Source organism: Nocardia sp. NPDC051929 (genome assembly GCF_044548645.1).
GTDB classification, from domain to species: domain Bacteria; phylum Actinomycetota; class Actinomycetes; order Mycobacteriales; family Mycobacteriaceae; genus Nocardia; species Nocardia sichangensis.
Window position 1 is genome coordinate 1 of the sequence record NZ_JBIUCG010000056.1, and the last position, 7592, is coordinate 7592.

2 protein-coding genes are annotated in these 7592 nt (G+C 69.6%); both read left to right on the forward strand.

Going from position 1 to position 7592, the window contains the following annotated elements:
• A partial coding sequence (locus ACIHAX_RS37595) for a thioesterase domain-containing protein (protein ID WP_397282424.1) occupies positions 1-1587 on the forward strand: 1587 nt, incomplete at its 5' end.
• Positions 1588-1866: 279 nt separating this feature from the next.
• The coding region (locus tag ACIHAX_RS37600) for an amino acid adenylation domain-containing protein (protein WP_397282426.1) at positions 1867-7592 on the forward strand (5726 nt) is incomplete at its 3' end.

The following is a 7592-nucleotide window of genomic DNA, read 5'->3' on the forward strand; positions in this document are numbered from 1 at the left end:
GCGTATGTGCTCGATGACCGGTTGCATCCGGCGCCGGTCGGGGTGGCAGGGGAGATCCATGTGGTCGGCGCGCAGCTCTCGCGCGGGTATCTGGGGCGTGCGGGGTTGACCGCGACACGGTTCGTGGCCGATCCGTTCGGTGCGCCGGGCTCGCGGATGTATCGCTCCGGGGATATCGGGCGCTGGCGTGCCCGCGGTGACGACGCCGCCCTGGAGTACGCCGGTCGGGGTGATCAGCAGGTGCAGTTGCGTGGCTTCCGTATCGAGCTCGGGGAGATCGAGGCGGCGCTGCTGCGCTGTGCCGGGGTCGGGCAGGCGGTCGCGGTGGTCCGTACCGACGAGCATGCCGGTGACCGTTTGATCGGGTACGTCGTGCCCGACCCGGGCGCGAGCATCGACCCGACCGTGGTGCGCGGCGAAGTCGCCGAATTCCTGACCGGCTACATGGTCCCGGATGCGGTGGTCGTGCTCGAGGTGTTGCCGTTGACGGCGAACGGGAAACTGGACCGCCGGGCGCTGCCCGCGCCGGAGATCGTCAGCACAGCTGCCTACCGCGCGCCGCAGACGGTCACCGAGCAGGCCGTGGCCGCCGCGTTCGCCGAACTGCTCGGCGCCGACCGCGTCGGCCTGGACGACGATTTCTTCGGGCTCGGCGGTAACTCGCTGCTCGCGGCCCAGGTGGCCGGACGGCTGCGGGACGCGACCGGAGCGACGGTGCAGGTGCAGTGGTTCTTCACCGACGCCACGGTGGCGGGCTTGGCCGCGCGCATCGACGCGGGCGACGCCGACGCCACCGCGGCGCTGGACGTGCTGCTGCCCATCCGGGCGAGCGGATCGGCGGCACCGCTGTTCTGCCTGCATCCGATGTACGGCTTGGCCTGGTCGTACGCGGGTCTGGCCCAGTTCCTGCCCGTCGAGCAGCCGATCTTCGGCCTGCAATCGCCCGCGCTGTCGGAGGACGTCGAGCTGCCCGGTTCGCTGGACGAACTGGCCGAGCGCTACCTGTCCGAGATCAGGGCGGTACAACCGCAGGGTCCGTACCGGTTGCTCGGCTGGTCCCTCGGCGGCGTGCTCGCCCATGCCATCGCCACCAGGTTGCAGGACGCGGGCGAGCGGGTGGAGTTGCTGGCCATGATGGACAGCCATCCGAATCCGGACGTGGTCGGATTCCGCGCGGCGGTGCGCGGGGCCCTGGCCGAACTCGGCCTCGGCACGGCGGTCACCGCGGACGGCGATGTCTACGAACTCGACGACGAGTCGTTGGCCGCGTTGCACGCCATGATCCCGGCCGATCTGGTCGCGGTGACTCCCGAGCGGCTGCGCCGGATCTACCGCACCGCGGTCCGCTCGGCGGAGTTGATCGCCGAGCACCGGCCCGGAGTATTCCGCGGCACCGTGCAGTACTTCAGCGCGGCGGTCGCCGATCCCACCGACGAGTTGCGCGCCGCGGCGGCCGACTGGTGGCCGTACGTCCAGGGCATGGTCGTCGACCGGCCGGTCGAGGTCACCCACGCTCGGATGGCCACACCGGAGGCGCTGGCGGTGATCGGACCGCAGCTGGCCGCTCTGCTCGACGCTCGCCGTTGACCATCCCTGCCGACGTCGCGACCCCAATCGCGCGTCGGCAGGTAATAATCAACCGCGGCACTCGTCACGTGCGTCCGTTTTCGACCCGAAACCCCAGGGTCGAGGCCGGTCGCGCTCGGCGTGCGCCGGTGGTCAGGTAACGATCGACCTGCGCACGTTCGATGATCCCAGGGTGGGGAGCATGGTGACGTGCGTGCGGCGACGATAGACAGGGTGAGGCAGCACGATGGTTCGGGCGGTCGGGCAGCGGCGTGACGAGACTGCGGAAGCGGTGCGCGTATGACCCGCCCGGCGCGTGTGCGCCCGACCCGGACCCGCCGCCCCCGCGTCACCACTCTGCCGCAATTGATGGCCACCGCCGTCGAGGCCAACCCGAGCGGCGCGGCCGTGGTGTTCGCCGACGCGACCGCCACGCTGGCCGCGCTGAGCTATGCCGAGCTGGACGAACGGTCCACGCGTTTGGCGCGTTTGTTGATCGATCGCGGGGTGGGTCCGGAGGATCTGGTCGCGGTCGGTATTCCGCGTTCGGTGGAGTCGGTGGTCGCGGTGTGGGCGGTGGCAAAGACCGGTGCGGGGTTCGTGCCGGTGGATCCGAATTATCCGGCCGACCGGGTCGAGCACATGGTCGCCGACTCGGGCGCGGTCTTCGGGCTGACCGTGGAGGAACTCCGCGGTGACCTACCGGACCGGGTCGAGTGGCTGGCCATCGACACCGCGGACTGCGCCCGGCGGCTCGCGGAGTTCCCGGCCGATCCGGTGACCTACACCGATCGGGTTCGTCCGCTGCGCGCGGAGCATCCCGCCTACGTCATCTACACCTCCGGCTCAACGGGCAAGCCGAAGGGTGTGGTCGTCACGCAGGCGGGGCTGGCGAGCTTCTGTGCCGAGCAGCGTGATCGGTATCGGGTGACGAGTGCGTCGCGGACGTTGCATTTCGCGTCGCCGTCGTTCGACGCGTCGGTGCTGGAGTTGCTGCTCGCGCTGGGTGGCGCGGCCACCATGGTCGTCGCGTCCCCCACGGTGTTCGGCGGCGAGGAATTCGCGTCCCTCATCCGCCGGGAGGCCGTGACCCACGCGTTCGTGACGCCGGCCGCGCTGGCGTCGGTGGATCCGGCGGGGTTGGACGAGTTGCGTGTGGTGGTGGCCGGTGGCGAGGCGTGCCCGCCGGAGCTGGTGCGGCGCTGGGTGCTACCGGTGTCGGGTGGGCGCACCCGTGAGTTCTTCAACGGGTACGGCCCGACCGAGACCACGATCATGACGAACATCAGCGCGCCACTGGTGCCGGGGGAACCGGTGACGATCGGCGCGCCGATCCGGGCCGTCACCGAATACGTGCTGGACGAGCGGTTGGTCCCGGTCCCCAGCGGTGTCGTGGGGGAGCTGTACATCGCCGGTGCGCAACTGGCCCGCGGCTATCACGAACGGCGGGGACTGACCGCGTCCCGCTTCGTGGCGAATCCGTTCGACGCGCATGGGTCACGCCTCTATCGCACCGGTGATCTGGTGCGTTGGACGCCGGATGGCGAGTTGGAGTACCTGGGTCGCAACGACTTCCAGGTGAAGATTCGCGGTTTCCGTATCGAGCTCGGTGAGATCGATGCGGTGCTGGCGGCGCACGAGACGGTCGATTTCGCCGTCACCGTCGGCCACCACCTGGATAGCGGCGCGACCATTCTCGTCTCCTATGTGCACGCCGCGCCGGGGATGGACGCCGACGCGGCCGAACTGGCCGCGTTCGCCGAGCAGAGCCTGCCCGCGCATATGGTGCCGACGGTCGTCATGGTGCTGGACGAGATCCCGCTGACTCCGGTGGGCAAATTGGACCGCGAGGCGCTGCCCGCGCCGCGGTTGCAGACCAAGGTGTTCCGCGCGCCGGTCGGCCCGCTCGAAGAGTTGGTCGGCGAGGTGTTCGCCGAACTGCTCGGCCCTGGCGCGCCGGTCGGCGCGGACGACGATTTCTTCGAGCTGGGCGGCAACTCGCTGATCGCGACGCAGGTCGCGGCCCGGTTGGGGGCCGCCATCGCGGCGCGGGTGCCCGCGCGGCTGATCTTCGAGAGCCCCACCGTCGCCGCGCTCGCCGCGCGGTTGGAGCCGTTGAAGGGCGCGGGCGACCGGCGCGCGTTGGTGGCGGTGGAGCGTCCGGAGCGGGTGCCGTTGTCGCCCGCGCAGCGGCGGATGTGGTTTTTGAATCAGTTCGATACCGGGTCCGCGGCGAACAATATTCCGTTCGCGGTGCGGTTGTCGGGTGTGTTGGATGTGGCGGCGTTGCAGGCGGCGGTCGCGGATGTGGTCGGGCGTCATGAGACGTTGCGGACGGTGTATCCGGCGGTGGACGGTACCGGGTATCAGGTGGTGCTGCCCGCCGCGCAGGCCGTTCCCGACCTCGCGCCGAAGCCGGTCGCCGAGCACGAGCTACCGGACTGGCTGCGCGGATTCGCGCTGACCGGCTTCGACGTCGCCGCGGAGGTGCCGCTGCGCATCGCACTCGCCGAGATCGGTCCCGGTGACCACGTGGTCGTTGTGGTGGTGCATCACATCGCGGCCGACGGCGCTTCGGTCGCGCCGTTCCTGCGTGACCTGCTCAGCGCGTTCCTGTCCCGGCGCAACGGGGCCCGCCCGTCCTGGCAACCGCTACCCGTGCAGTACGCGGACTACACGCTGTGGCAGCGCGCGATGCTCGGCGACGAGGACGACCCGGATTCGGTGGCCGCGGCCCAGATCGCCTACTGGCGCGACGCCTTGGCGGGCATCCCGGACCGGATCGACCTACCCGCGGACCGGCCGCGTCCAGCCGTCGCCTCCGGCCGGGGCGCGGAGTACACCTTCGTGGTGGACGCCTCCGTGCACCGAGGTCTCGCCGAACTGGCACAGAGTGCGGGCGCCTCGGAGTTCATGGTGGTGCACAGCGCCCTGGCGGTGCTGCTCGCCCGGCTCACCGGCATCGACGACATCACCATCGGCACGCCCGTGGCGGGCCGGGGCGAGCGGGAACTCGATCCGCTGATCGGCATGTTCGTCAACACGCTGGTCCTGCGCACCCGGATCGATCTCGGCGCGTCGTTCCGTGCACTGCTCGGTCGGACGAAGGAAACGGATCTCGGCGCGTTCTCGCATGCCGAGTTGCCGTTCGAGCGGCTGGTCGAGGTGCTGGACCCGGTGCGCTCGCAGGCGCATCATCCGTTGTTCCAAGTGGCGCTGTTCTACCAGAACCTCAGCATGCCCGAGATAGTTCTGCCCGGACTGTCCGCTCGGGTGGTCGAGTTCGACAGCGCGATGGCGAAATTCGATCTGCAATTGACCGTGGTGCCCGCCGCCGGTGGACAGGCCACGGGGTTCACGGCGATGTTCACCTACGCCACCGACCTGTTCGACGAGCGGACGATCGCCGAGTTCGCCTGGCGGCTGGATCTGTTGCTGACCGCCGTCGCGGCCGAGCCGGATCGGCCGATCGGCGCGATCGACCTGCTGGCTCCCGCCGAGCGCGAACGCATCCTGCTCGAGTGGAACAGCACCAGGTACGCGGTGTCCGCAGAGTTGCTGCTGGACGGTTACCGGCGCGCCGCGGAGGCGTACGCGGACGAGGTGGCCTTGGTGCACGAGGGCGTCGAGCTGACTTATCGTGAGTTCGATGCGCGGGTGAATCGGCTGGCGCGTTTGTTGATTTCGCAGGGTGTGGGTGCGGAGTCGTTGGTGGGGTTGGCGGTTCGGCGGTCGTTGGATCTCGTGGTGGGGATGTATGCGGTGGTGGCGTCGGGTGGGGCGTATGTGCCGTTGGATCCGGATCATCCGGCCGAACGCATCGCGCACATCCTCGACACGGCGCAGCCGGTCTGCGTCCTCACGACCTCCGCCGACGCGGTGGACGTGCCGGAAGGCACCGCGGTCCTGCTGCTGGACGCGCTGGATCCGAACCGATTCGACGACAGCCCGGTTCGCGCGGAAGAACTGGTGCGTCCGGTGTCGCCGCACCATCCGGCGTACGTGATCTTCACTTCTGGGTCGACCGGCAGGCCCAAAGGCGTGGCGATCTCGCACTTCGCGATCCAGAACCAGATCAGCTGGATGCTCGCGGCCTATCCGCTGGACGCCGACGACGTGTACCTGCAGAAGACGGCGACGACCTTCGACGTCTCGCTGTGGGGGTACTTCCTGCCGCTGCGCGTGGGCGCGAAGCTGGTCGTCGCCGCCCACGACGGGCACCGCGATCCGGTGTATGTCGCGGAAACCATTGCGGCGCAGGGTGTGACGGTGACGGACTTCGTGCCGTCCATGCTGACGGTCTTCGCCGCGCACACCGCTCCCGGGGCGTGCCCCACTTTGCGCGACATCTTCGTGATCGGCGAAGCGCTGCCGCCGGAGACCGTCGCCGCCGTGCGCACGGTGACCGACGCGGCCGTGCACAATCTCTACGGCCCGACCGAGGCGGCGGTGTCGGTGACCTACTGGCCCGCGACGGCCGCGGACGAGCGCAGCGTGCCGATCGGCGTGCCGCAGTGGAACACCCAGGTGTATGTGCTGGACGCGCATCTGCAACCCGTGCCGGTGGGTGTGCCCGGTGAGCTGTACTTGGCCGGTGATCAGCTGGCCCGCGGTTATGTGCGGCGTCCCGATCTCACGGCAGACCGGTTCGTGGCCAATCCCTTCGGCAACGGTGAGCGGATGTACCGCACCGGTGACCTGGTGGTCTGGCGCGCCCCGACCGAAGCGCTGCCGCATCGGCTGGACTACCTCGGCCGGACCGATTTCCAGGTGAAGTTCCGTGGTCAGCGGATCGAGCTGGGCGAGATCGAGACGGCGCTGCTGGCGCAGCCTTCGGTGAGCCAGGCGGTGGCCTTGGTCGCGCCTTCGTCGCTCGGGGACCAGCTCGTCGCCTACACGGTCCCCATGCCGGGGTACTCGATCGAGCAAGGCGAGCTGCTCGCTGCAATCGGGGAAACGCTGCCCGGCTACATGGTTCCGGCCGCCATCGTCGCACTGGATGCGTTGCCGCTGAATCCCAGCGGCAAGCTCGATCGTAAGGCGCTTCCCGAACCTGCCTTCACCGCGCGTGAGTTCCGTGCGCCCGCGACGGCGGTCGAGGAGATCGTGGCGGGTGTGTTCGGCGAAGTGCTCGGTGTGACCCGGGTCGGCGCGGATGACGACTTCTTCGCGCTCGGCGGCAATTCGCTGGTCGCCACGCAGGCGGCGGCGCGCTTGGGTGCGGCGGTCGATGCTCGCGTGCCGGTGCGGGCGCTGTTCGAGAACTCGACGGTGGCCGGGTTGGCGGCGGCGCTGGAGTCGCACACGCCCGGTGAGCGTGGTGTGGAGCTGGGGAGCATCGCCCGGCCGGAGCGGTTGCCGTTGTCGTTGGCGCAGCGGCGGATGTGGTTCCTCAACCGCTTCGACCACGTGGACGGCGCTGCCGCCACGGCCTACAATCTGCCCTTCGCATTGCGGTTGACCGGCGAACTGGATGTCGCCGCGCTGGGTGCGGCGCTGCACGACGTGGTGGCGCGCCACGAGGTGCTGCGCACGGTGTATCCGGAGACCGCGGATGGTCCGGTGCAGGTGGTGCTGGCCGCCGGGCAGGTGGCGCTGGATGTGGGCGCGCATGCGATCGGTGCGGACGAGGTCGCGAGCGAGGTGTACACGCTCGCGGCGACTCCGTTCGACGTGACCGCAGAAGTGCCCGTGCGGGTGCGGCTGCTGCGGATCGCGGACGCGCCGCATGAACATGTGTTGGCGGTGGTGGTGCATCACATCGCGGCGGATGCGTCGTCGATGGGTCCGTTGGTGCGGGATGTGATGGTGGCGTATGCGGCGCGTACTTCGGGTGAGGTTCCGGGGTGGTCGTCGTTGCGGGTGCAGTATGCGGATTACGCGTTGTGGCAGCGTGCGGTGTTGGGGGAGGAGTCGGATCCGGGTTCGATTGCGGCTCGGCAGATCGGTTTCTGGCGGGAGCAGTTGGCTGGTCTGCCTGATTTGCTGGAGTTGCCGACGGATCGTCCGCGGCCTGTGGTGGCGTC